Annotated in this window: 1 protein-coding gene; it reads right to left on the bottom strand. The window is 64.4% G+C overall.

The window, feature by feature from the left end; all coding sequences use genetic code 11:
* Positions 1-116: 116 nt before the first annotated feature.
* A partial coding sequence (locus Q2941_RS51860; protein ID WP_458197581.1) for a TCP-1/cpn60 chaperonin family protein occupies positions 117-590 on the bottom strand: 474 nt, incomplete at its 5' end.

Genomic DNA, 590 nt, shown 5'->3' with positions numbered 1-590 from the left:
CCCTGCTGATGGGTCATCTCCATCCAGCTGTTGTCGTCGAGTTGGACCGGTAGCTAGTCCGGGAAGGCCCGGCATCGCTGCTGGACCTTTTTTCCTTGAGCGCTGAACGGCTGGATTCAAAAGTCCATGCCACCCATGCCGCCGCCCGGGGGCATTGCGGGGCCGGAACTGGCCTTCTTCGGCAGCTCGGCGACCATGGCTTCGGTGGTGATTAGAAGCGCAGCGACTGAGGCTGCGTTCTGGATCGCGACGCGAACCACCTTGGTCGGGTCGATGATGCCCTTGGTGACGAGGTTGCCGTACTCGCCGGTCTGGCTGTCGAAGCCGAACGAATACTGATCCTTCTCCAGGATCTTGCCGACGATGACGGAGCCGTCCTCGCCCGCATTGATCGCGATCTGGCGGGCCGGCGCGGACAGCGCCTTGCGCACGATCTCGACGCCGGTCTTCTGGTCGTCGTTCTTGGTCCGGATGCCCTTGAGATGCACGGAGGCACGGAGCAGGGCGACGCCGCCGCCCGGAACGATGCCTTCCTCGACGGCCGCGCGGGTCGCATGCATCGCGTCATCAACGCGGTCCTTGCGCTCCTT

The organism is Bradyrhizobium sp. UFLA05-153, from assembly GCF_054185185.1.
Note: the sequence above shows the minus strand (reverse complement) of the source record. Positions and strands in the feature narration are given on the sequence as shown.